This window comes from Caballeronia catudaia (assembly GCF_001544755.2).
Classification (GTDB): domain Bacteria; phylum Pseudomonadota; class Gammaproteobacteria; order Burkholderiales; family Burkholderiaceae; genus Caballeronia; species Caballeronia catudaia.
The window spans coordinates 1-1,375 of the sequence record NZ_FCOF02000132.1 but is presented as its reverse complement, the minus strand read 5'-3'; the positions used below and the strand labels follow the sequence as shown (position 1 = coordinate 1,375).

Here is a 1,375-nt window from a genome sequence, read left to right as displayed (position 1 = left end):
GGATCGTCGTTCGGCCGCAGCATGTGATAGCCGATAAGCCCCGCATCGCGCGCGCCGTCGCGAGTGGCCGCATTCGCCAGACGGTCGCTCACGGCCTGCTGCACCGCGTTGTCGAGCGTCGCGGTGACGGTGAGATCGAGCCGGTCGAGATCGTAAAGGCTCCGAACACCGAGCGTCGAGAGCAGGTTCGTGCGCAACGCGGTCACGCCCTTGCGCGTGACGAACGACACAGCGTCGCGCCGGTGCGGCGCCGGACTCAGTTCGAGCGGCACGGCAAGCGCCACGTCGCGCAGCGCCGGCGCGATGATGCCGCTCGCACCGAGCAGGCGCAGATAGCTGTCTGTGCGACGCTCGAGCTCGGGGCTGCCGGGGCGCAGGAAACGCGACGGCGCGCGCTGCGCGATCATCAGCGATAGCGCCTGCTTGAACGCGAGCGCCTGCGCATCGAGCGTTTCGGCCGAAACGGGTGCGTTCAGGATGCGGTTGTAGTCGTCGAAGCCGCGTCCGTACCAGGCGGCCATCCCGTCGGGAAGTCCAATGATCTCGCCGATGCCCGGCCGCGCTGCAAGCGGCACGGAATTCAGATAGCGCACGACGAGCTGGCGACGGGCCGGCATGGTCTGCGGGCCGTCGAGATAGGCGCGCACGGACGCGGAGGCGATCTGACGAAGCTTCTCCGGCGGCGAGGCCGTGCGCCCGCCCGACGAGTGTCGAAACTTCTCGATCTGAGTAGCCAGCGTGCTGCCGCCCGGTTGCGGCGCGTGTTTGTCGAAGACGCGCACGCCCTGATCGAAAAGCGCGCGACCGAAGCGTCCCCAGTCGATTGCTGGATTGCGGTTGGGCTCGCTTTCGTCGAGAAGATTGCGGTCTTCTATAAAGAGCAGCGCATTGACGATGACAGGCGGAATGGACTCGAAACTGTCGTAAGCGCGGCCCGGGTTCAATGCACGGTAAAGCGAGGCGCCGCGCGCATCGAGCAATGCGAGCCCGGCGCCGTCCTTTTCCTGATAGGGAAGAAAGAGCCCCTCGTCGGCCATCGACAGCATGGCGGCCGTTCCGCGCGCCTGCGCCGCGACGGCGAATCCGCGCGCGGCGAGCCGCTCCTCGAACGATGGCAGCGACGCATATCCGAGCCGCACATCGTAGGGCCCGGCAGCGGCATGGAGAGCGTTCGGGCTGGCTCCTTCATCGACAGAGAAGCCGATTTCGCGGCCGAGCTCGGACAGGTAACGCGCCTGCCGCTGCGAGGTCTGCAATTCGATCTGCGTCATGCGCGCCGCGACGACGCAAATGAGCACGCCCGCGATGGCGAAGAGCCATGCGATCCAGCGCCTCGCCGATGTGGCGCGCGGCGCGCGTGAGATTTCTTCTTCCA

Annotated in this window: 1 protein-coding gene; it reads right to left on the bottom strand. The window is 67.1% G+C overall.

Going from position 1 to position 1,375, the window contains the following annotated elements; translation table 11 throughout:
- On the bottom strand, window positions 1–1,364 hold a 1,364-nt coding region (locus AWB75_RS36420), incomplete at its 3' end, for a transglycosylase domain-containing protein (protein WP_200823084.1).
- Window positions 1,365–1,375: the final 11 nt, after the last annotated feature.